Annotated in this window: 1 protein-coding gene; it reads left to right on the forward strand. The window is 74.9% G+C overall.

The features are described 5' to 3' along the window. Position 1: 1 nt before the first annotated feature. Entirely contained in the window at positions 2 to 25,123 is a 25,122-nt protein-coding gene (locus tag J8M50_RS38060) for a non-ribosomal peptide synthase/polyketide synthase (RefSeq protein WP_010355008.1), read from the forward strand. Positions 25,124 to 25,167 lie beyond the last annotated feature (44 nt).

Here is a 25,167-nt window from a genome sequence, read left to right on the forward strand (position 1 = left end):
TGTGAACACACGCCGCACGGGCTTCGTCCCCCTGCCCGCCACGGCCGCGCAGCGCGGCGTCCGCGTCGCCGAGCGACTCGACGCGGACGCCACGGCCTTCCACTGCGCGGCCGTACTCGACCTCCCGGGCACCATCGACCCCGGACTGCTCGGCCGGGCCGTGGCACACGCGGTCGACGACGCCGAAGCCCTGCGGGTACGGTTCACCGAGCACGACGACCGGCTGACGCTGCACGTGCGGCCCCCCGAGGAGGCCCGGACCGCGCGTGAGCTGACACCGGTCGACCTCAGCGCCCACCCCGACCCGGCCGCCGCAGCCGACGCCTGGGCGGCGGCGCGGCAGGCCGAGGCCCCCACGATGCTGGGAGCACGGCCCCTCGTCTCCCACGCGCTCCTGCGGCTCGGCGCCGGGCACCACCGGCTCTTCCTGAGCTACCACCACGCCCTGCTCGACGGCTTCGGCCAGAGCCTGCACACCGCGCGGATCGCCGAGATCTACACGGCGCTGGAGGCCGGGAAGCCCGTCCCGCCGTCCAGAGCCGGCACCCTCGCCGCCCTCGTCGACGAGGACACCGCGTACACCACCTCCGGCGCCTTCGAACGCGACCGGCGCTACTGGCGCGAGACCCTGAACGGCCTGGCCACCCCCCAGGCACGCCCGCACGGCGACCCCACCGCGCCCCTCCACAGCCACGGCCCCCTCGGACCGGAACAGACCCGCCCCCTCCTGGACGCCGCACGGGCCGCCCGCGTGCCGTGGACGGTCATGGCGATCGCGCTCACCGCCGCACACCGCAGGATCACCACGGGCGAGGACGAGATCGTGTTCGGCCTGCCGGTGGCCGCCCGGCAGAGCCGCACCGCGCTCACCACCCCCGGCATGCTCGCCAACGAACTGCCGCTGCGCCTCACCGTCAGCCGCTGGACCACCCTCGGCGACCTCGTGGACGAGGTACGGCGCGCGGTCGGCTCCCTCCTGCGCCACCAGCGCTACCGGGGCGAGGACCTGCACCGCGACCTCGGCCGGGCGAGCGGCACCGGCGGGTTCGGCGGCCTCACCCTCAACGTGATGGCCTTCGACCGCACCCTGCGCTTCGGCCAGGCCGAAGCGGTCACCCGCCAGCTGTCCACCGGGCCCGTCCGCGGACTGGCCGTCAACCTCCAGGGCCGCACCGACGGCGAGGGCGGCCTCGCCCTGGACCTGCACGCCGACGGCGCCACCCACGACGCGGACGACCTCGCCGGCCTCCGCGCCGGCCTCGTCCACTACCTCCAGCACGCCCCCGCCGACCTCGGCCGCCGCGTCGGCGCCGTCGACCCCCACCCCGCCGGCACCCGCACCGCACCGCTGCGCGGCGAGCCCACCGCCCGCCCGGACCGCCCCGGCGGCCTCGCCGGAGCCTTCGAGGAGCGCGCCGCGCACACCCCCGACGCGGTCGCCCTCGTCAGCGGCGCCCACACCATCACCACGGGCGAACTCAACGCCGCCGCCAACCGGTTGGCCCGCCACCTGCGCGCACAGGGCGCGGGCCCCGAGTCCGTGGTCGGCCTCCACCTGCCCCGCTCACCGCAGCAGGTGACGGCCGTCCTCGCCGTCCTCAAGGCCGGAGCCGCCTACCTGCCGCTCGACCCCGCCTACCCCGCCGAGCGGACCGCGTACGTCCTCGACGACGCCCACCCCGCCCTCGTCATCACCACCGCCCGGCTCGCCGCAGCCCTGCCGCCCGGCCCCGCCCGGGTCGTCGTCCTCGACGACGCCGACGTGACCCACGCCCTGTCCGCCGCGCCCGCGACCGACCTGGCCGGACCCGAACGCCCCACCGTCACCGCGGACTCGGCCGCCTACGTCATCCACACCTCCGGCTCCACCGGCCGCCCCAAGGGCGTGGTGGGCCTGCACGGCGGCGCCCTCAACCGCGTCGACTGGTTCGCCGCCGCCCACCCCCTCCCGCCCGGCCGGCCCGTGCTGGGCAAGACCTCGCTGAGTTTCATCGACGGCACCACCGAACTGTTCGGCGCCCTCCTGCACGGCGCCCCCCTCGTCCTCGCCTCCGACACCGCGCTGTCGGCCGCCGAGGACGTCGTCGACCTCGTCGACCGGCACCGCGTCGGCCGGGTGAGCCTCGTCCCGAGCCTGCTGTCGGCGCTCCTCGACAGCGACCGGGCCCACCTGCTGCGCACCTGCGAGACCCTGGTGAGCAGCGGCGAGGCACTGCCCGCCGACCTCGCCGCCCGGGTCGCCGAGACCCTGCCGGACACCCGCCTGCTCAACCTCTACGGCTCCTCCGAGGCCACCGGCGACAGCCTGGCCGCCGTCTGCGCCGGCCCCGACGTCAGCCTCGGAACGCCCGTCCACAACACCACGGTTCTCGTCCTCGACGAACTGCTCCTGCCGGTACGCCCCGGCGAGGCGGGCGAACTCCACCTGGCCGGCGCGGGCCTCGCCCGCGGCTACCTGGGCCGCCCCGCCCTGACCGCCGAACGCTTCGTCGCCGGCCCGGACGGCACCCGGATGTACCGCACCGGCGACCGCGTACGCATCCGCCCGGACGGCAGCCTCGCCTACCTGGGACGCACCGACTCCCAGGTCAAACTGCGCGGCAACCGCGTCGACCTCGCGGAGGTCGAGGCCGCGCTCAGGAGCGCGCCCGGCGTCGGCGAGGCGGTCGCCGTGGTCCACGGCGCGGACGGCGAAGGGCAGTTGGCCGGGTACGTCACCCCGGCGGCCGGCCGGCCCGACCCGGCCGAGGTCAGACGCCACGCGGCCACCGTGCTGCCCGACTACGCCGTCCCCGCTGCGGTCGTGGTGCTGGACGCGTTCCCGCTCACCCCCAGCGGCAAGGTCGACCGGCGCGCGCTGCCGGCCCTCCGGTTCACGAGCACCTCCGGACGGGCCCCCGTCGGCCCCCGGGAGACGGCGCTGTGCGCCCTGTTCGCCGACGTCCTCGGCCTCGACTCGGTCTTCGCCGAGGACGGCTTCCCCGACCTCGGCGGGGACAGCATCAAGGCCCTGCGCCTGGTGGGGCGGGCCCGCAAGGCGGGCATCGTGCTCAGCGCCCGCGACGTCTTCGAGCACCGCACCCCCGCCGCGCTCGCCCTCGTCGCCGCGGGCAACTCCGCCGAGGAGCCCGCCGCCCCCGCCGCACTGCGCAGCCCGCTGCCGGACGAGGAGGCGGCCACGCTCCTCGCCGAGCGCGGGGCGGGCGAGATCCTGCCCGTGACCCCGCTCCAGGAGGGCCTGCTGTTCCTCGGCCTCCTCGACGGCCCCGACACCTACGTCATCCAGAGCGCCCTGGACCTGGCCGGCACCCTCGACCCCGACCGGATGCGCGCCGCCGCCGACCGGCTCCTGGACCGCCACGCCAACCTGCGCGCCGCGTTCCTCCACGAGGGCCTGAGCGCACCCGTCGCCTTCTGCGCCCCCGGCGTGCCCGTCCCGTGGCGGCACAGCGACCTCTCCGCCCTCCCCGCGCCCGAGCGCGAGGACGCCGCGCACCGCGCCGCCGACGAGGACCGCACCGCACCCTTCGACCCGGCGCTCCCCCCGCTCCTGCGGATGCGCCTGGTCACCCTCGACGCCACCCGCCACCGGCTGGTCCTCACCTACCACCACCTGCTGCTGGACGGCTGGTCCCTGCCCGTCCTGCTGCGCGAACTCCTGCACCTGTACGCCGCCGGCGGCGACACCTCCCGGGAACCCGCAGCGCCCGTACCGTTCAGCGAGCACCTGCGCCTGCTGGGCGCCAGGGACCGGGAGGCCGGCCTCACCGCCTGGCGCGAGGCCCTCGCCGGACCCGTCGAGCCCACGCTCGTCGCCCCCGGCTCCACCGGCGCCGAGCACCCGTCCGAACTCGCCGAGAAACGGCTCTCCGCCGAGCTCACCGAGCGGCTGGAGCAGCGGGCCCGCGCCGCCGGACTGACCGTCGCCTCCGTGGTGCGGGGAGCCTGGGCGCTGGTCCTCGGCCGCCTCACGGGCCGCGCCGACGTCGTCTTCGGCAACACCGTCGCCGGGCGCCCCGCCGAACTCGACGGACACGAGGGCATGGTGGGCCTGTTCGCCAACACCGTGCCCGTACGCGTCGCCTGGACGCCGCGCGAGCCGCTGCTCGACCTGCTGGTGAGGAGCCAGGCCGAACAGGGCGCACTCCTGGCGCACCAGCACCTCGGACTCGCGGACATCCAGCGCGCCACCGGCGTCGAGCAGCTGTTCGACACGCTGCTCGTGGTGGAGAACCAGCCCGCCGGGCAGAGCGAACTGGCCCTCGCCGCCGACGCGGCGGGCGTCACCGTCACCGGCACCGGCTTCCGCGACTCCACCCACTACCCCCTCGCGCTGACCGTGCTGCTCGGCGAGGAACTCGTCCTCCAGCTCGAACGCCGCGCGGGCGACGACGGCCCCGCCCCGGCCGCCGTCGTCGTGGAACGCGTCGCCGACGTGCTCACCGCGATCACCGAGACGCCCACGCTCCCCCTCGGCCGCCTCGGCGTCCTCACCCCCGAGGAGCACCGCCGGGCCGTCACCGCCGGCGACAACACCGGCCACCCGCCGCTGGACCTCACCGTCGGCGAGCTGCTGGAACGGCAGGCCGCCGCCACCCCCGACGCCACCGCCCTGGCCGCCGAGAGCGAGACCCCGCTGACCTTCGCCGAGCTGGACACCAGGGTGAACCGGCTCGCCCGGCACCTGATCGCGCTGGGCGCCGCCCCCGGCACCGTCGTCGGCCTCCTCCTGCCCCGCCGCGCCGACCTCGTCGTCGCCCTGCTCGCGGTGCTCAAGTCGGGTGCCGCCTACCTGCCCATGGAGACCGACCTCCCGCCCTCCCGCGTCGAACGCCTGCTGGCCGACACCGAACCGGTCCTCGTCGTCACCGCGGGCACCCCCCACGACACCGGCGCGATCCCCGTCGTCGACCTCGACGACCCGCACACCCGGACGGCGGTCGAGCAGCAGGCCGACGGACCGGTCACCGACGCCGACCGCGCCCGCCCCCTGACCCCCGCCGACGCCGCCTACGTGCTGTTCACCTCCGGCTCCACCGGCCGCCCCAAGGGCGTCGTCATCGAACACCGGGGCGTACGCAACCTCGTCGCCCAGCACCACGAGACCCTGGCCGGCCCGCAGATCCGGCGGCCCCACGGCCGTCCGCTGCGCTTCGTCCTCACCGCGCCGCTGTCCTTCGACACGTCGTGGGAAGCCCTGATCTGGATGCTCGCCGGACACGAACTGCACCTCCTCGGCGACACCACCCGCCGCGACGCCGCCGCCGTCGTCGGCTACCTCCGCGCCACCGGCGCCGACGTCCTCGACGTCACCCCCTCCTACGCCGAGGTCCTCCTCGAAGAAGGGCTGCTCGACGGCCCCGCGGCCCCGTCGATCCTGCTCCTCGGCGGCGAGGCCGCGGGCGAACGGCTGTGGACCCGGCTGCGGTCGGTGCCCGGACTGGAGGCGCACAACCTCTACGGGCCCACCGAGTTCACCGTCGACGCCCTCGCCGCCGACCTCGCGGACGCGGCCCGCCCGGTGATCGGCCGCCCGGTGCGCGCCACCGGCGCCCACATCCTCGACGACGCCCTGCGCCCGGTGCCCGCCGGAGTCCCGGGAGAGCTGTACCTGGCCGGCGAGGGCCTCGCCCGCGGCTACCTCGGCCGCCCCGACCTGACCGCCGAACGGTTCGTGGCCTGCCCGTTCGGCCCGCCCGGCGCCCGCGCCTACCGCACCGGCGACCTGGTGCGCCGCCGCGCCGACGGGCTCGTCGAATACCTCGGCAGGGCCGACAACCAGATCAACGTACGCGGCTTCCGCGTCGAGCCCGGCGAGGTCGAGGCCGTCCTCGGCGAGCACCCCGGAGTCGTCAGGGCGGGCGTCACGGTACGGGGCGAGCGGCTGGTCGCCTACGTCGTCGTGCGCGAGGACGGCGCCCCGGGCCCCGAGGAACTGCGCGCCCACGCCCTGCGGACGCTGCCCCGGCACGCCGTACCGCAGGCGTTCGTGACCGTGGCCGAACTGCCGCTGTCACCCAACGGCAAGCTCGACCTGAAGGCCCTGCCCGCCCCCGAGGCCGAGGCACGGCCCGAGGGACGGGCGCCGCGCGGCCACCACGAGGAAGCCCTGTGCGCCCTGTTCGCCGACCTGTTCGGCGTGGACACCGTCGGACCCGACGAAGGGTTCTTCGACCTGGGCGGCCACTCCCTGATGGCCACCCGCCTCGTCGGCCGCGTCCGCGCCGCCCTCGGCGTACGCCTCAGCGTCCGCGACGTCTTCGACGCCCCCACCCCGGCCGCGCTCGCCGCCGTCCTGGCCCGCGCCGAGACCATGGACGCGGCGGCCCCGCACCTGCCCGCCGAACGCCCCGAGCGCGTCCCCATGTCGTACGCCCAGCGCCGCCTGTGGTTCCTGCACCAGCTCGAATCGTCCCGCAGCACCTACAACATGCCGATGGCGCTGCGCATCGCGGGCGACCTGGACACCGCCGCCCTCGCCGCCGCCCTCGCCGACCTCGTCGCCCGGCACGAGATCCTGCGCACCGAGTTCGCCCAGGACGCCGACGGCCCTCACCAGACCGTCCGGCCGCACACCCCCGGGCCCCTGCCGCTCACCCCCGTCGACGTCGACGCCGCACACCTCGACGACCGGCTGCGCGAAGAGGCGCTGCGCCCCTTCACCCTCACCGGCGAACCCCCCTTCCGGGCCGCCCTGCTGCGCCTCGGCCCCACCGAGCACGTGCTGACGCTGACCGCCCACCACATCGCGGGCGACGGCTGGTCCACCGCCCCCCTGCTCACCGACCTCGCCCACGCCTTCGACGCCCGCCGGACCGGCGCCGCCCCCGTATGGGACGCCCCCGCGCCGCAGTACGCGGACCACACCCTCGCCCAGAGCGCGCTGCTCGGCAGCGAGGACGACCCCGACAGCGTCGCCTCCCGCCAACTCGCGCACTGGCGCGAGGCCCTGGCCGGGCTGCCCGAGGAGATCCCGCTGCCCCTGGACCGGCCGCGCGGCTCCACGGTGTCCGACCGGGGCGGCAAGGTGACCTTCGCCGTACCCGAGGACTCCTACCGGCGGCTCGGCGCGCTGGCGACCGCCGCCGGCACCACCCCGTTCGTCGCCCTCCAGACGGCGGTCGCCGTCCTGCTGTCCCGGCTCGGCGGCGGCACCGACATCCCCGTGGGCGCCCCCGTCGCGGGCCGCACCGACGAGACGTACCACGGCGCGGTCGGCGCCTTCGTCAACACCGTCGTCCTGCGCACCGACCTCTCCGGCGGCCCCTCCTTCCGCGACCTGCTCGCCGCCGGCCGCGAGCGGGGCCTGCGGGCCCTCGCCCACCAGGACCTCCCCTTCGAACGGCTCGTGGAGGTGCTCAGCCCCACCCGGTCCCTCTCCCGGCACCCCCTGTTCCAGGTGATGTTCACCTTCGACGACGCGCCCACCCAGGCCGTCGTGGACGCGCTCACCGGGTTCGGGGACCTCCACGTCACCGTGCGGGACGTGGAGACCGGGCTCGCCAAGTTCGACCTCGGCTTCACCCTCGCCGAACAGGGCGGCGACACCGGCGGCCTGCACGGCGAACTCGACTACCGCGCCGACCTGTTCGACGAGGTCACCGCCCGCTCCCTCGCCGACCGCCTCGTCCGGGTCACCGCCGCGCTGGCCGCCGACCCCGACGCCCCCGTCGACCGCATCGACGTCCTCGGCGAACAGGAACGCGCCACCGTCCTGGAGCAGTGGGGCGCGGGCTGCCCCGGACCCGAACCGCTCACCCTGCCCGCGCTGTTCGAGGCCCGGGTGTCCGAGGCACCCGACGCCCCCGCCGTCGTCCAGGGCCTGCACGGCGAGACGCTCACCTACCGCGAACTCGACGAGCGCGCCAACCGGCTGGCCCGCCACCTCGTCGCCCAGGGCGCCGGACCCGACCGGTTCGTCGGCGTCTGCCTGCCCCGCTCGATCGAGTGGGTCGTGTCCTGGCTCGCCGTGGCGAAGGCCGGGGCCGCGTTCCTGCCCATCGACCCCGCCTACCCGGCCGAACGCATCCGCTTCATGCTCGCCGACTCCGCGCCCCACCCCGTCCTCACCCTGGACAAACTCGCCCCGCCGCTGCGCGAGGCCGGAGCCGACTGCCTCCTCGTCGACGGCCCCGCCCTCGCCGCCACCCTGCGCGACCTCCCCGCGCACCCCCTCACCGACGCCGACCGGACGGCGCCCCTGCGCCACGACCACGCCGCCTACGTCATCTACACCTCCGGCTCCACCGGCGTCCCCAAGGGCGTCATCACCCCGCACACCGGCATCGCGGCGCTCTCCGCGCTCCAGCGGTCGGCGCTCGGACTCGACGGCACGAGCCGCGTCCTGCAACTCGTGTCCACCAGCTTCGACACCTCGCTGTGGGACGCGTTCTGCGCCCTGCTCTCCGGCGCCACCCTGGTCCTCGCCCCCGAGGACACCCCCCTCGGCCAGGACCTCGCCGACTTCGTCCGCGACGCCTCGGTGACCCACGTCGCCGTCCAGCCCGCCGTCGTCGCGAACCTGCCCGACGACAGCCTCCCGGCCGGCGTCACCCTCACCCTCAACGGCGACGTCCTGCCGCCCGGCCTGGTCCACCGCTGGCTGCCCGGACGACGGATACTCAACGGCTACGGGCCCACCGAAGCCACCGTCGGCGCCACCCTCTGGGACTGCGACCGGCACGACGCAGCCGCCACCGCCGTCCCCATCGGCCGGCCCTTCGACGGCAAACGCCTGTACGTCCTGGACGAGGCGCTGCGCCCGGTACCGCCCGGCGTCCCCGGCGAGCTGTACATCGTCGGCGGACTCGCCCGCGGCTACCACGACCGGCCCGCGCTCACCGCCGAACGCTTCGTCGCCTGCCCCTTCCCGGCACCCGGCGACGCCCGTCCCTCGGGCGAGCGCATGTACCGGACCGGCGACCGCGTCCGCTGGAACCGGCAGGGCGCCATCGAGTTCCTCGGCCGCACCGACGACCTGGTCAAACTCCGCGGCTTCCGCATCGAACTCGGCGAGGTCGAGGCGGCCCTCGCCGCCCACCCCGACATCGCGCAGAGCGTCGCCGTCGTCCGCGAGGACGTGCCCGGCGACCGGCGCCTGGTGGCGTACGCGGTCCCCGAACCCGGCCGGAGCGCCGACCCCGCCGTACTCCAGAGCTGGCTGGCGCAGCGGCTGCCCGCCTACCTGCTGCCCTCCGCCTGCGTGCTCCTGGACGCCCTGCCGCTCAACGTCAACGACAAGGTCGACCGGCGCGCACTGCCCCGCCCGGAGACGGCCACCACCCCGGGCCGGGCCCCCCGGGGCGCCCGCGAGCAGCTGCTGTGCGACCTGTTCGCCCAGGTGCTGTCCACCGGCCCGGTCGGCGCCGACGACGGCTTCTTCGACCTCGGCGGCGACAGCATCCTCTCCATCCAGCTCGTCAACGCCGCCCGCCGCGCCGGCCTCGCCCTCAGCACCCGGGACCTGTTCGAGCACCCCACCCCGGCCGCCCTCGCCGCGCTCGTCCCGGCACCCGCCGCGACCGGCGGCGGCCCCGACACCGGCGACGTACCGCTCACCCCCGTCGTACACCGCTGGCGGGAACTCGGCGGCCCCACCGGCACCTTCCACCAGTCCGTCGCCGTCCCCGTACCGGCCGGCCTCGGCCTCGCCGAACTCACCGGCGCCGTGACGGCGCTCCTCGACCGGCACGACGCCCTGCGCCTGGCCCTGACGACCGACCCCGACTGGCGGCTGCGGGTCCTGGCACCCGGCTCCCTCGACGCGACGCGCCAGGTGCGCCGGGTCGACGCCACCGGCGCCCACGGCACCGCCCTGCGCGACCTCATCACCCGCGAGGCGGCCGAGGCCCGCACCCGGCTCGCCCCCGAACGCGCCGAGGTCTTCCAGGCCGTCTGGCTCGACCGGGGCGACGAACCCGGCCGGCTGCTGCTCGTGGCCCACCACATCGCCGTCGACGCAGTGTCGTGGCGCATCCTGCTGCCCGACCTCGCCGAGGCGTGGCAAGCCGTCAGCGACGGACGCGAACCACAGCTCGCCCCCGTACCGACGTCCCTGCGCGCCTGGGCGACCGGCCTGCACCGGCTCGCCGCCGAGCCGGGCCGGGACGCCGAACTCGGCCCCTGGCTGCGACGGGCCGACGCGGACCTCACCCCCGTCGGAGGCCGCCCCCTCGACCCCGCCCGGGACGTCCTCGGCAGCGCCGGACGGCTCGAACTGACCCTGCCGCCCGAGGTCACCGCACGCGTCCTGGACGCCACGAACCGGCTGCGCTGCGACGCCGCCGAACTGCTGCTCACCGGCCTGGTCCTCGCGGTTTCCGGCTGGGACCGCGACCGGCCCGGCGTCCTCGTCGAGATCGAGGGCCACGGCCGCGCCGAATCCCTCCTGCCCGGCGCCGACCTCTCCCGGACCGTCGGCTGGTTCACCTCCCTGCACCCGCTGCTGCTGCCCGCCGGACGCGACCTGGACGAGGTCCTGACCGCCGTCAAGGAACGCGTCCGCGACATCCCCGACCAGGGCATCGGCCACGGACTGCTGCGCCACCTCACCCCGGCCACCGGCGCCCGGCTGGCCCGGCTCGCCCGCCCCGACTTCGCGTTCAACTACCTCGGCCGGGTGAGCGCCGCCCCGGGCGGCCTGTGGACGTCCACCGCCGACGAGGGCGCCACCCTCGACACGCAGGACCCGGCCACGCCGCTGTCCCACGCCGTCGCGCTGGACGCGGTCGTCCTCGACGGCACCGACGGCCCCCGCCTGACGGCCACCTGGACCTGGGCGGCCGACCTGCTGACGCCGGAGTCCGCACGCGCCCTGGCCCAGGGCTGGTTCACCGCCCTGACCGACCTGTCCGGCCACGAAGGCGTCCTGACACCCCCGGACGTGTCCGCCCCCGGCATCACCGCCGACGACCTCGCCACCCTGCGCGACCTGCACCCCGGCCTCGTCGACGTCCTGCCGCTCTCCCCGCTCCAGCAAGGGCTGTACTTCCACCACGTGCACCACGGCACCCTCGACGAGGACTACGTCGTGCAGTGCGCGGCCGACCTCGACGGACCGCTGGACGCCGACCGGTTCGAGGCAGCCGCCCAGGCCCTCCTGGACCGGCACACCAACCTGCGGGCCGGCTTCCGGCACGAGGGCCTCGACCGGCCCGTCCAGATCCTGCCCGGACAGGTGCCCGTGCCCTGGACGTACACCGACCTGACCGCACTGACCCCGGCCGACCGGGAAGGCGTTCTGGAGAAGACCGCCCGCCGCGAACGGGAACAGGGCTTCTCCCTCACCCGGCCGCCCCTGCTGCGGTTCGCGCTGCTGCGCTGCGGACCGAACCGGCACCGGCTCCTGCTGACGCTGCACCACATCCTGCTCGACGGCTGGTCGACGCCGGTCCTCTTCCACGACCTGCTCCACCTGTACCGGGCCGACGACCCCGAACCGCTGCCCCCGGTACGCCCGTTCCGCGACCACCTGCGCTGGCTCGCCGGCCAGGACCGGGACGGCGCCGCCGAGGCGTGGCGCACCGCCCTGGACGGGCTGCCGGGCCCCACCCTCCTGGTGCCCGGACACACCTCCGCCGACCCCGCGCAGGCCGTCGCCGAACTGTCCGAGGAGGACACCGCCGCACTGACGGGGTTCGCACGCGAACGTGGCGTCACCGTCGGCGCGGTCGTGCAGGCCGCGTGGGCGGTGCTGCTCAGCAGCCTGGTGGGCCGCGGTGACGTCGTGTTCGGAGTGACGGTCTCGGGGCGGCCCGCCGAGCTGGACGGCGCCGAGTCGATGGTCGGGCTGTTCATCAACACGGTGCCCCTGCGCGTGCGGGTGGACCCGGCCGAGGCGCTGGGCGACCTGGCCGTACGGGTGCAGGCCGAGCGGTCCGCGCTGCTGGCGCACGAACACCTCGGGCTCGCCGAGATCCAGCGGATCGCCGGACACGGCGAACTCTTCGACACCACCACCGTCTTCGAGAACTACCCGGTGGACGCGGACGCGCTCGCCGGGACGGCCGCCCTGAGCGGCCTGACCCTGGGCCCGGCGGACATCACCAACGCCGGCCACTACCCCGTGACCCTGACCGTGGCCCCCGGAACCCGGCTGCGCCTCCAGCTCCGCCACCCGTCCGGCGCGTACGACACCGGCGAGGCCGAGGCCATCGCCGGGCGGCTCGCCGGACTCGTCCGGCTCACCGCGGCGGCGCCCCGGACCCCCGTAGCACAGGCGGGACTTCCCGCGACGAACGAGAGGCAGCAGAACGTGGAGTGGAACGGCACGGCGGGCGAGGCTCCGGGCGGCACCGCCACCGACCTCTTCGAGGCCGCAGCGACCCGCGCGCCCCGCTCCGTCGCCCTGGTCACCGGCCGGGGAGAGCTGACCTTCGCCGAGCTGAACGAGCGCGCCAACCGCCTCGCCCACCTCCTCATCGCGGCCGGCGCCGCCCCCGAGCGCCACGTCGCCGTGCTCCTGCCGCGCACCGAGGACTGGATCGTCACCCTCCTCGCGGTCCTCAAGTCCGGCGCCGCGTACGTCCCGGTCGACCCCGCCCAGCCCGCCGCCCGCACGGCACACGTCCTGCGCGAGACGGCCCCCGTCGCCGTCGTCACCACCCGCGCCGCAGCGGCCGACGGGCACACCGAGGGCGCCGAGCCGATCGTGCTCGACGACCCCCGCACCGCGCGCGCCCTCGCCGACGCGAGCACCGGGAACCCGGCCGGGCGCGGCCTGCGGCCCGGACACCCGGCGTACGTCATCCACACGTCCGGCTCCACCGGCACCCCCAAGGGCGTCGTCGTCCCGCACTCCGCCCTCGTCAACCTGTACACCGCACACGGCGAAGCCCTCTTCACACCGGGACGGGAACGGACCCTGAGGGTCGGTCACCTCAGCCCCGCCACGTTCGACGCCTCGTGGAACCCGCTGCTGTGGATGGCCGCCGGACACGAACTGCACGTCCTGGACGAGGCCACGAGGACCGACCCCTACGCCGTCGTCGCCCACGTCGACGCACACCGCCTCGACTACGTACAGGTCACGCCGACCTACTTCGACCGCCTCCGGGACGCCGGCTTCCTCGGCACCGGCCACCACCCCGCCGTGATCGCCCTCGGCGGCGAGGCGATCACACCCCCCGCCTGGGAGGCGCTCGCCGCGTCCCGCTCGACCGCCTGGAACCTGTACGGGCCCACCGAGTGCACCGTCGACACCACCGGCACCACCATCGAGACCGGCACCGCCCCGCACCTCGGCCGGCCCCTGCTCAACACCCGCGTCCACCTCCTCGACGCCGCCCTCAAGCCGGTCGCCCCCGGCACCGTGGGAGAGCTCTGCCTCGCCGGCCCGCAACTGGCCCGCGGCTACCTGAACCGGCCCGACCTCACCGCCGAACGCTTCGTCGCCGACCCCTTCGGCGCCCCCGGGGACCGGCTGTACCGCACCGGCGACCTGGCCAGACGGCGCCCCGACGGGCGCCTGGAGTTCGCCGGCCGGTCCGACCAGCAGGTCAAGCTCCGGGGCTTCCGCATCGAGCCCCGCGAGGTCGAGGCCGCCCTGGAGACCCACCCGGCGGTCACGGCCGCCGCGGTCGTGGTGCGCGAGGACCGGCCGGGGGACCGGCGCCTCGTCGGCTACGCCGCCTTGTCGGGACCGGACGAGCCCGACCTGCGCGCGCACCTCGCGCAGCTCCTGCCCGAACACCTCGTGCCCTCCGCGGTCGTCGTCCTGCCCGAACTCCCGCTGACCGCCAGCGGCAAGCTCGACCGCACGGCGCTGCCCGCCCCGGAGCAGTCCGCGCCGGGCGCCGCCCGCGCGCCCCGCACCGAACAGGAGACCCTGCTGCGCGCGCTGTTCGCCGAGGTGCTCGGCGTACCGGACGCCGGCGTCGAGGACGACTTCTTCGGCCTGGGCGGCGACAGCATCCTGTCCATGCAGCTCGTGGGCCGGGCACGCCGCGCCGGACTGACCCTGACCACCCGGGACGTCTTCGACCACCGCACCGTGGCCGCGCTCGCCACCCACGCCGCCTTCACCGGTGAGGCCGCCGAGCCCGATCCCGAGCCGGACGACGACGGCATCGGCGAGGTCCCGCTCACCCCGATCATGGTCAGGCTCGCCGAGTCCGGCGTCCCCCTCGACGGCCACGCCCAGACGGTCGCCGTCCACCTGCCCGCCGGCCTCGACCCGCGCCACCTGACCGAAGCGCTCCAGGACCTGATCGACCACCACGACGCGCTGCGGATGACCCTGGAGACCGACGAGGCCGGCTGGGTCCCCGAGATCCGCCCGCGCGGCACGGTCACCGCGCACTCCGTCCTGGAACACGTCGACGCCACCGCGCCGGACACCGAGGACGTGACGTCCCTGGCCGCCCGCGTCACCGCCCGCCTCGCCCCGGCGGACGGAGCCGTCGTCCGGGCCGCCCTCCTCGACCGGGGCCCCACCGATCAAGGGCTCCTCGTCCTGGCCGTGCACCACCTCGCCGTCGACGGCGTCTCCTGGCGCATCCTCCTCTCCGACCTCGCCACCGCCTGCCTGGCCCGCGCCAAGGGCGAACGGCCCCGGCTGCCCCGGGTGGCCACCTCCCTGCGGACCTGGGCACAGGGACTGACCGGACAGGCGGCGGCCCGGCGCACCGAACTCCCGCTGTGGAAGGCCGTCCTCGAAGGCCCCGACCCGCTCCTCGGCGCCCGGCCCCTGGACCCCGACACGGACCTCGCCGCCACCGTCCGCCGCACCGAGGTCACCCTCCCCGCCGACCTGTCCCGCGCGGTCCTCGCCGCCGACAGCCCCGACCACCTGATGCTCGCCGCCCTGGCGGTCGCCGTCGGACGCCGCCGTGCCGAACGCGGCCACCACCACACCTCCGGCCTCCTCGTGGACGTCGAGGGACACGGACGGGCCGAGCACCTCGTCGAGGGCGCCGACCTCTCCCGGACCGTCGGCTGGTTCACCAGCGTCCACCCGCTGCGCATCACGGCCGGCGACAGCCCGGACGCGGCGCTGCGCGGCGTCCGCGACGCCGTGTCCGCCGTCCCCGACGGGGGCGTGGGCTACGGGCTGCTGCGCCACCTCAACCCGCGCACCGCACCGGTCCTGGCCCGCGCGGCGGCCCCGCAGATCATGTTCAACTACCTCGGCCGGGTCGGCGCCCCCGCCGCAGCCGACGGCTTCGTCCCCGAGGTGCTCGGCGTCGGCGACGACGCACCCGACGCGCCGCTCAGCCACGTCCTCGTCCTCGACGCGGTGGCCACGGAGCACGGCGACGGCCCCCGCCTCACCGCCACCTGGTCGCGCGCCGGCGAACTGCTCACCGAACAGGACGTCACCGAACTCGCCCGGGTGTGGACCGAGACGCTGCGCACCCTGACCGGCGGCACCGGCGACGAGCCGGACGACGGCCACCAGGGCCCCGGCGGCGGAGGCGGCGCCGGTACCCCGCCGCGCCCCGGCCCGGTGGACCTCTCCGACGTCACGCTCACTCCGCAGGAGCTGGACCACCTGACGGCCACCGGCCCCGCCCCGGAAGCCGTCCTGCCGCTCGCGCCGCTCCAGGAAGGGCTGCTGTTCCACCACGTCCTCGACCAGGACGTACCCGACGTCTACAACGCCCAGGCCACACTCGACCTGCACGGAACCCTGGACCGCGCCCGCCTGCGCGAGGCCATGGCCGCGGTCCTGCGCCGCCACCCCAACCTGCGGGCGAGCTTCCGCTTCGACGGCGTCCGCACCCCCGTCCAGGTCATCCCGCGCGAGATCGACGTGCCGTGGACCGAGACCGACCTCCGCGACCGGCAGGACCCGCACGCGGAGGCGGCCCGCCGCGCCGACGAGGACCGGATCCGCCGCTTCGACCCCGCGCACGGCCCGCTGCTGCGCTGCCTGCTGATGCGCCTGGACGACACCACCTTCCGGTTCGTCATCACCAACCACCACGTCCTGTGGGACGGCTGGTCCCAGCCGATCCTCCTCAAGGAACTCATCGAGCTGTACCGGACGGGCGACCCCGGCGCGCTGCCCCCGGTACGGCCGTTCCGCGACCACCTGCGCTGGCTCGCCGGCCGGGACCGGGACGCCGCCGCACACGCCTGGCGCGACGCGCTCGACGGCCTCCCGGGGCCGACCCTGCTCGCCGCGCACACGGGCGCCCCGACCGAGGCGCCCCGCCGGCTGGAGCACGCGGTCGACCCGGAGACCTCGGCCTCGGTGACGGCGTTCGCGCGGAAGCGGGGGGTGACGGTCGGCGCGGTCGTGCAGGCCGCGTGGGCGGTGCTGCTGGGCGGTCTGGTGGGCCGTGGCGACGTCGTGTTCGGGGTGACGGTCTCGGGCCGGCCGGCCGAGCTGGACGGCGCCGAGTCGATGGTCGGGCTGTTCATCAACACGGTGCCGCAACGGGTCCGGGTGGACCCGGCCGAGTCGCTGGGCGACCTCGTGGTGCGGGTGCAGGCAGAGCGTTCCGCGCTGCTGGCGCACGAACACCTCGGGCTCGCCGAGATCCAGCGGATCGCCGGACACGGCGAACTCTTCGACACCGCCATGGTCGTCGAGAACTACCCGGCGGGCGACGAGGTCACCGAGGTCGTCCCCGGCCTCGACGTCGTCGGCACCGACGGCTACGACTCCACCCACTTCCCGCTCGCCCTCGCGGTACTCCCCGACGACGTCCTGCGGCTACGGCTCGACTGCGCCCCCACCCTCTTCGACGACCGGGCCCTGGCCGCCGTCGCCGAGCGGTTCACCGGCATCCTGCGCGCCATCGGCGACGCACCGACGCTGCCCGTGGCCCGCGCCGGACTGCTCACCGCCGAGGAGACGGCCCTCGCCGACGGCGTGGGCACCCGTGGCCAGGACGCCGAACCCGGCGCCCTGTGGCACAACCTGTTCGAACGCCGGGCCGCCCAGGCGCCCGCCCACCCCGCCGTGGAGTTCGGGGACGGCACCCTGACCGCGTCCGAACTGAACGAGCGCGCCAACCGGCTGGCCCGGCTGCTGATCGCGCGCGGCGCGGGACCCGAGCGGTTCGTCGCCGTGGCCCTGCCCCGCTCCCTGGAGCTGCCCGTCGTGATGCTCGCCGTCGCCAAGGCGGGCGCCGCCCTCGTGCCGCTCGACCTCGCCCACCCGGCCGAGCGCGTCCGGCTCGTCCTCGACGACACCGGCCCGCTGCTCGTCGTCACCACCCTCGACGCGGGCTTCACGGGCGACGTACCGCGCGTCGCGCTCGACGACCCGGCCACCGCCGCCGCCCTGGCGGCCCTGTCCGCCGACGACGTACGCGACGAGGAGCGCACCGCCCCGCTGCGGGCGGCCCACCCCGCCTACGCGGTGCACACCTCCGGGTCGACCGGCCGCCCCAAGGCCGTCGTCGTCACCCACGCGGGGCTGCCCGCACTCGCCGCGGGCCAGCTCGACCGGTTCGCGGTGGCCGGGGACAGCAAGGTGCTCCAGTTCGCGTCACCCACGTTCGACGCCTCGGTCTCCGAACTGATGATCGCGCTGCTCTCCGGTGGTACGGCCGTCCTCGCCCCCGCCGACCGACTGCTCCCGGGCCCCGGGCTGGCCGCCCTGCTCGCGGAGCACAGGATCACCCACGTCACCCTGCCGCCGGCCGTCCTCGCCGTCCTGCCGGACGACGCCGTCCCGGCGGGCACCATGATCACCACGGCCGGTGACGCCTGCACCGCCGAGGTCGTGCGCCGCTGGGCTCCCGGCCGCCGCCTGGTGAACGCCTACGGGCCCACCGAGTGCACCGTCTGCGCGACCATGTCCGAACCGCTCGCCCCCGACGCGGGCGTGCCCCCGATCGGCGGCCCGATCGACGGGGCCGTCGTCCACGTGCTGGACTTCGCGCTGCGCGCCGTACCGGACGGGGTCGCGGGCGACCTGTACGTGTCCGGGCCCGGCCTGGCCCGCGGCTACCTCGGCCGCCCCGACCTGACCGCCGAGCGGTTCGTCGCCGCCCCGTCGGGCGCCCGCATGTACCGCACCGGAGACCTGGTGCGCCGACGCCCCGACGGCGAACTGGAGTTCGTCGGCCGCGCCGACGACCAGGTGAAAGTACGCGGGTTCCGGATCGAACCGGCCGAGGTCGAGGCGTACCTCGGCCAGGAACCCGGCGTGGCCCGCTGCGCGGTGACCACCGACGACCAGCGGCTCGTCGCCCTGGTGGTGCCCGAGGACGGCGCCGCCCTCGACCCGGTACGGCTGCGGGACGCCCTCGCCGAGCGGGTACCGGCACACCTGCTGCCCTCCGCCGTGGTCCTCGTGGACGACCTGCCGCTGACCCGCAACGGCAAGCTGGACCGGGCCGCCCTGACGGTCCCGCGCACCGCCCGGACCGGTACCGGACGCGGTCCGCGCACCCCCCGGGAGGAGATCCTGTGCGGGCTGTTCGCCGATGTGCTCGGCGTGGACGCGGTGGGAACCGACGACGACTTCTTCGGCCTCGGCGGACACTCCCTGACCGCCACCCGGCTGGTGAGCCGCGTCCGCAGTGTCCTGGGTACGGAGTTGTCGGTCCGCGACGTGTTCCAGGCCCCGACCGTCGCCGGGCTCGCCGCGCTGCTGGAGTCCAGCGGTCCTTCGGATGTTTCCGGCGGTGCGGTGCTGGGGGGTGGGGTGCGGCCCGAGCGGGTTCCGTTGTCTTTCGCTCAGCGCCGGTTGTGGTTCCTGGACCGGTTGGACGGTTCGGGTGCCGCTTATAACGTGCCGATGGCCTTGAGGTTTTCGGGGCAGTTGGACCGTGCGGCGTTGTTCGGGGCATTGAGTGATGTGGTGGAGCGTCATGAGGCGCTGCGGACGGTGATTGCGGAGGATGGCGAGGGCCCGTATCAGGTGATATTGGATGCGGAATCTGTTTCTCCTGAGTGGGTGACGCAGGCAGTCGGTGAGGGTGAGTTGGACAGTCAATTGTCGGCTGCTGCTCAGCGGGGTTTTGATCTGTCGGGTGAGTTGCCGGTGCGGGGGTTTTTGTTCGAGGTGGGGGTGGATGAGCATGTGGTGTTGTTGGTGATGCATCACATTGCGGGTGATGGTTGGTCGGTGGGGCCTTTGGCTGCTGATTTCGCCGAGGCTTTTGTGGCGCGGTGTGGTGGTGGGGTTCCCGAGTGGGAGCCGTTGCCGGTGCAGTACGCGGATTATGCGGTGTGGCAGCGGGAATTGTTGGGGTCGGAGAATGATCCTGACAGTGCTTTGTCGCGTCAGGTGGAGTTCTGGCGTGAGGGTTTGGCGGGTTTGCCGGTGGAGTTGTTGTTGCCGGTGGATCGGGTGCGTCCGGTGGTGGGTTCGCAGCGTGGTGGGCGGGTGGAGTTCGAGGTGCCGGCTGCTTTGCATGCGGGTGTGGCGGGGGTGGCGCGGGAATGTGGCGCGACGGTGTTCATGGTGGTGCAGGCGGCGTTGGGGGTGTTGTTGTCGCGGTTGGGCGGTGGGGTGGATGTGCCGATCGGGGTTCCGGTGGCGGGGCGTGGTGATGTGAAGGTGGAGAGGCTGGTGGGCTTCTTCGTGAACACGTTGGTGTTGCGGACGGACGTGTCGGGTGATCCGTCGTTCCGTGAGCTGGTGGGTCGGGTGCGTGCGGCTGATCTGGCGGCTTTCGCTCATCAGGACGTGCCGTTCGAGCGGATCGTGGAGATCGTCAACCCCGAGCGTTCCGCCGCCCGCCACCCCCTCTTCCAGACCGCCCTCACCTGCAACACCGCCGACGAGATCTCCGCGCTCGACGTGACGACCCGGCTGCCGGGACTGACGAGCCGGCCGCTCTCGGTGGACACCGGGGCAGCCAAGTTCGACCTCGACTTCGAGTTCGGCGAGTCCCGGACGGACGACGGCGCGCCCGCCGGCATGACCGGGACCCTCGACTACAGCGCCGACCTGTTCGACCCCGGGACCGCCGAGTCCCTCGTCACCCGGCTCCTCAAGCTGCTCGAAGCGGTCACCGCCGACCAGGACCTGAAGGTCCACGACATCGACCTCCTGGACGCGGCCGAACGCGACCTGGTGCTCCGGGAGTGGGGCGGCGGCGAGGTCTACGTCCTCGCCCCCGGCCTGCGCCCCGTCCCGCCCGGCGTGTACGCGGACGTGTACGAGGCGCTGGACGTCCCCGGCGAGGGCATGGTGGCCGACCCCTTCGGACGGCCCGGCCGCTGGCTCAGGCCGACCGGTGAACGGGGCCGCTGGAGCCGCGCCGGTGACCTGGTCCGCACGCGGGCCCAGGAAAGCGACACCGCTCCGGGCCCCGGCAGGGCGGCGCGCACCCCGCAGGAGGAGATCCTGTGCGGGCTGTTCGCCGATGTGCTCGGCGTGGACGCGGTGGGGGTCGACGAGTCGTTCTTCGAGCAGGGCGGTCACTCCCTCGCCGCGATCCGCCTCATGAACCACATCCGCGCCTCCCTGGACACCCCGGTGTCGCTCAAGGACTTCTTCGAGGACCCCACACCCGGCGGCGTGGCCAAGCTGCTCGGCGCCTCCGGTTCTTCGGGGGGTGTGGTGCTGGGGAGTGGGGTGCGGCCCGAGCGGGTTCCGTTGTCTTTCGCTCAGCGCCGGTTGTGGTTCCTGGATCGCTTGGACGGTTCGGGTGCGGTTTATAACGTGCCGATCGCTCTGCGGTTTTCGGGGCGGTTGGACCGTGGGGCTTTGTTCGGGGCTTTGGGTGATGTGGTGGGGCGTCATGAGGTGTTGCGGACGGTGATTGCTGAGGACGGCGATGGTCCGTATCAGGTGGTGCTGGATGAGGGTGCGGTTTCTGTCGATTGGGTGGTTCGGTCGGTGGGGGAGGGGGAGTTGGACAGGGAATTGTCGGCTGCTGCTCAGCGGGGTTTTGATCTGTCGGGTGAGTTGCCGGTGCGGGGGTTTTTGTTTGAGTTGGGGGTGGATGAGCATGTGGTGTTGTTGGTGATGCATCACATTGCGGGTGATGGTTGGTCGGTGGGGCCTTTGGCGGCTGATTTCGCCGAGGCTTTCGTGGCGCGGTGTGGTGGTGGGGTTCCGGAGTGGGAGCCGTTGCCGGTGCAGTATGCGGATTTCGCGGTGTGGCAGCGGGAGTTGTTGGGGTCGGAGGGTGATGAGGGGAGTCTGCTGTCGCGTCAGGTGGAGTTCTGGCGTGCGGGTTTGGCGGGTCTGCCGGTGGAGTTGTCGTTGCCGGTGGACCGGGTGCGTCCGGTGGTGGGTTCGCAGCGTGGTGGCCGGGTGGAGTTTGATGTTTCGGCTGCTTTGCACGCGGGTGCGGCGGGGGTGGCGCGGGAGTGCGGTGCGACGGTGTTCATGGTGGTGCAGGCGGCGTTGGGGGTGCTGCTGTCGCGGTTGGGTGGTGGGGTGGATGTGCCGATCGGGGTTCCGGTGGCGGGGCGTGGTGATGTGAAGGTGGAGAGGCTGGTGGGCTTCTTCGTGAACACGTTGGTGTTGCGGACGGATGTGTCGGGTGATCCGTCGTTCCGTGAGTTGGTGGGGCGGGTGCGTGCGGCTGATTTGGCGGCTTTCGCTCATCAGGACGTGCCGTTCGAGCGGATCGTGGAGATCGTCAACCCCGAGCGCTCCGCCGCCCGCCACCCCCTCTTCCAGATCTCCCTGTCGATGGAGAACACCGACGCGCAGATCGCACCGCCGCTGCCCGACGTGCCGGGCCTCACCGCCGGTTCCTATCCGGTGGACACCGGGGCGGCCAAGTTCGACCTCGCCTTCGGCTTCGAGGAGCGCGCGGGGGGCGGCTTCACCGGCTCGCTCCAGTACAGCCACGACCTGTTCGACAGGGAGACGGCCGAGTCCTTCGCCGCCCGCCTGGTCCGGCTGCTGGAGTCCGCGACGGACGACCCGGGCCGCGCGGTCGGCTCGCTCGACCTTCTCCCGGACGACGAACGGGCGCGCCTGCTGGAGGAGTGGAACGACACCGCCTCCGACGCGGGCACCCCCACCTTCCCCCGGCTCTTCGAGGACCAGGTCCGCCGTACGCCCGACGCCCCCGCCCTGATCGGCGACGGGTTCGAGCTCAGCTACGCGGACCTCGACGCCCGCGCCAACGCGCTCGCCCACGAGCTGATCGCCGCCGGCGCCGGGCCCGAGGACATCGTCGCCCTGCTGCTGCCCCGGTCCGCCGACCTGATCGTCTCCCTCCTCGCCGTGGTCAAGGCCGGCGCCGCCTACACCCCGATCGACCCCGCGCACCCCGACGCCCGGATCGGCGTCGTCCTCGAAGGGAGCCGAGCCGTCCTGGTCCTCACCGACCGGGCCGGCGCCGCCCGCGTCGGGGACGTCCCGGCCGTCCTGGTCGGCGAGTTCGACCTGTCCCGCCCGCGCCAGGCGCCGACCGACGCCGACCGGATCCGCCCGCTGCGTCCCGGCAACCCCGCCTACCTCATCTACACCTCCGGCTCGACCGGGACGCCCAAGGGCGTCGTCGTCCCGCACACCGGGCTCGCCTCGCTGGCCGCCGAGGAGGGGCGGCGGTTCGCCGTGGGGCACGACAGCCGGGTCCTCCAGCTGTCCGCCCCGGGGTTCGACGCGATGGTCCTGGAGGTGACCTCCGCGTTCGGCGCGGGCGCAGCCCTCGTCGTCCCGCAGCCCGGCCCGCTCGCCGGTGAACTCCTCGCCGAGACCGTCGCCGCCCACCGGGTGACCCACGCCCTCGTCCCCCCGGCCGCCCTGGCGACCGTCCCCGAGGGCGCCCTGTCCTCCATGACGACCCTCGTCGTGGGCGGCGAGGCGTGCGGACCGGAGCTGGTGGCCCGCTGGGCTCCCGGCCGCCGCATGGTGAACGCCTACGGCCCCACCGAGTCCACGGTCGTCACCTCGACCTCCGACCCGGTCGCCGCGGCCGGTGACGTCCCGATCGGGCGCCCCGTCCAGAACACCCGGGTCCACGTCCTGGACGAGGCGCTGCGCCCGGTCCCGGTCGGCGTGCCCGGCGAGCTGTACGTCAGCGGCGCCGGGCTGGCCCGCGGCTACCTCGGCCGCCCCGACCTGACCGCCGAACGGTTCGTCGCCGCCCCGTCGGGCGCCCGCATGTACCGCACCGGAGACCTGGTCCGCTGGCGCCGGGACGGACAGCTGGTCTTCCTCGGTCGCGCCGACGGCCAGGTCAAACTGCGCGGTGTACGCATCGAGACCGGCGAGGTCGCCGCGGCCGTGTCCGCCGCGCCGGGGGTCCTCACCGCCGTCGCCGGTCTGCACACCGCCGACGGTGTCCCGCGCCTGGTCGCCCACGTGGTCGCCGAGCCGGGCACCGACCTCGACCCGGCGGCGGTGCGCGAGTACGCCGCCGCCGTCCTGCCCCGCCACCTGGTGCCCGCCGCCGTGGTGGTCGTACCGCGCATCCCCGTCACCGCGAACGGGAAGACCGACCGGTCCGCGCTGCCCGCGCCCGACTTCACCTCGGCCGGCGGGACGCGGGCGGCCTCCGGCGCGCGGGAGGAGACCCTCGTCCGGCTCTTCGCCGAGGTGCTCCGGCTGCCCGAGGTGGGGGTCGACGACGGGTTCTTCGACGTCGGCGGGGACAGCATCCTCGCGATCGAGCTGGTGAGCCGGGCCCGCCGGGCCGGTCTCGTGCTCTCCCCGCGCCAGGTGTTCGAGCACGCGACCCCCGCCCGGCTCGCCGCCGCGGCCACCCCGGCGGGCGGCGCCGGCTCCGAACTCGAGGGCGCCGGCACGGGCCCGGTCCCGCTGACGCCCGTCGTCGCCTGGCTGCGGGACACCGCGGGCCCGGTCACCCGGTTCAGCCAGTCCACCCTCGTCCGCACCCCCGTCGGCCTCGACGCCGGCCAGGTGCGCGACGCCCTCGCCGCGCTGACCGACCGGCACGACGCCCTGCGCCTGACCCTGGAGACCGACGGGGGACGGTGGGAACAGCGCGTACGGGAGCCCGGCACGGTCGACGCGTCCGCGTGCCTGCACCGGGTGGACGCCTCAGGGCTCGACGACGACGCGCTGCGGGCCGTGCTGCTGGAGGAGGGCGAGGCGGTCAGGTCGCGGATCGACCCGCGGCGCGGCGCCGTCCTGCGCGCGGCCTTCTTCGACCGCGGCCCCGGACAGGACGGCATGCTGCTGCTGGTCGTCCACCACCTCGCCGTGGACGCCGTCTCGTGGCGGGTGCTGCTGCCCGACCTCGCCGAGGCGTGCGCGTCCCTCCTGGCGGGCGAACCCGTGCGGCTCCAGCCGGTGGGCACCTCCCTGCGCTCCTGGGCCACCCGGCTCACCGAACTCGCCCACGAACCGGCGCTCGCCGCCGACGCCCCCCGCTGGGCACAGACCCTGCGGGAGCCCCGCGCCGCCCTCGCCGGCCGGCCGCTCGACCGGGCCACCGACCTCGCGGCGTCCTCGGGGCACCTGATGACCCGGCTGTCCCCGGAGACGACCGCCGCGCTGCTGGCCGACGTACCCGCCGCCTACCGGTGCGAGCTGCGCGAGATCCTGCTCGCCGCCCTGGGCTGGGCCGTCGCCGACTGGTCCGCCGACGGCGGATCCGCCGTGGTCGCCGAGATCGAGGGACACGGCCGGGACGAGGACCTCGTGCCGGGCGCCGACCTGTCCCGGACGGTCGGCTGGTTCACCCAGACCCACCCGGTCCGCCTCGACCTGGCCGCCCCCGACCGGGCCGAGGCATGGTCCGGCGGCCCCGCGACCGGGCGCCTCCTGAACAGCGTCAAGGAGCAGCTGCGCGCCCTGCCGCTGCGGCGGGCCGGGTACGGGCTGCTGCGCCACCTCGCCCCGGACACCGGCGCCGCACTCGCCGAACTGCCCGCGCCCGACCTGGCGTTCAACTACCTCGGCCGGTTCACCGGCTCTGCGGACGACGACGGCGAGCCCGGGCCGTTCACCGCCCTGGCCGGCTACGAGACCGGCGCCGACCAGGACCCGGACGCCCCCCTCAGCCACCTGCTGGACCTGTCCGCGCTGGTGGCGGACCAGGACGGCGCCCCCGTCCTGATGGCGAACTGGACCTGGGCCTCGGACGCCATGGCGCGCGAGCGCGTCGAGGCACTCGCCGGGCTGTGGAACCGGGCGCTGGAGACCTTCGTCCGCCACGCCTTTACGGACCACGGCCTCACTCCGTCCGACGTGACGGTCCCGCACCTCAGCCAGGACGAGATCGACGAGTTCGAACTCGACCTCGAATTCGACGTCGACGCGGACGAGGAGACGGCGTGGTGACCGTCGCGCCACTCACGTCTTTTCACACCGCCTGAACGAGATTG

The organism is Streptomyces acidiscabies (assembly GCF_020010905.1).
Taxonomy (GTDB): Bacteria; Actinomycetota; Actinomycetes; order Streptomycetales; family Streptomycetaceae; genus Streptomyces; species Streptomyces acidiscabies.